Raw genomic sequence first — 263 nt, 5'->3', positions numbered from 1 at the left:
AAATCCAGTCAATAACCTAGACAACACTGAAACGGAATCGACAAGCCAAGCACCGCCCCAACCCGAACTCCCAGACGATGAAACAGCAACAGGTCATTCTGCAGATGACTTTGGCCCAGCTTCCTCAGCTGCCGATTCAACTCTAACAGATCCTTATAATTATTGGATTGTTGCCCCAACACTGTCAACTCCCTTCCAGTAAGCGCTCCGAGAAAACTCCTTGAAAGAATGAAAATCAACTCTATAATGTGCATATCTATATC

General features: G+C 44.9%; 1 protein-coding gene. It reads right to left on the bottom strand.

The window, feature by feature from the left end; all coding sequences use genetic code 11:
• Window positions 1–8: 8 nt before the first annotated feature.
• On the bottom strand, window positions 9–263 hold a 255-nt coding region (locus KVT37_RS32315), incomplete at its 5' end, for a hypothetical protein (protein WP_217579040.1).

This window comes from Mesorhizobium sp. GbtcB19 (assembly GCF_019091085.1).
Classification (GTDB): Bacteria; Pseudomonadota; Alphaproteobacteria; order Rhizobiales; family Rhizobiaceae; genus Mesorhizobium.
Note: the sequence above shows the minus strand (reverse complement) of the source record. Positions and strands in the feature narration are given on the sequence as shown.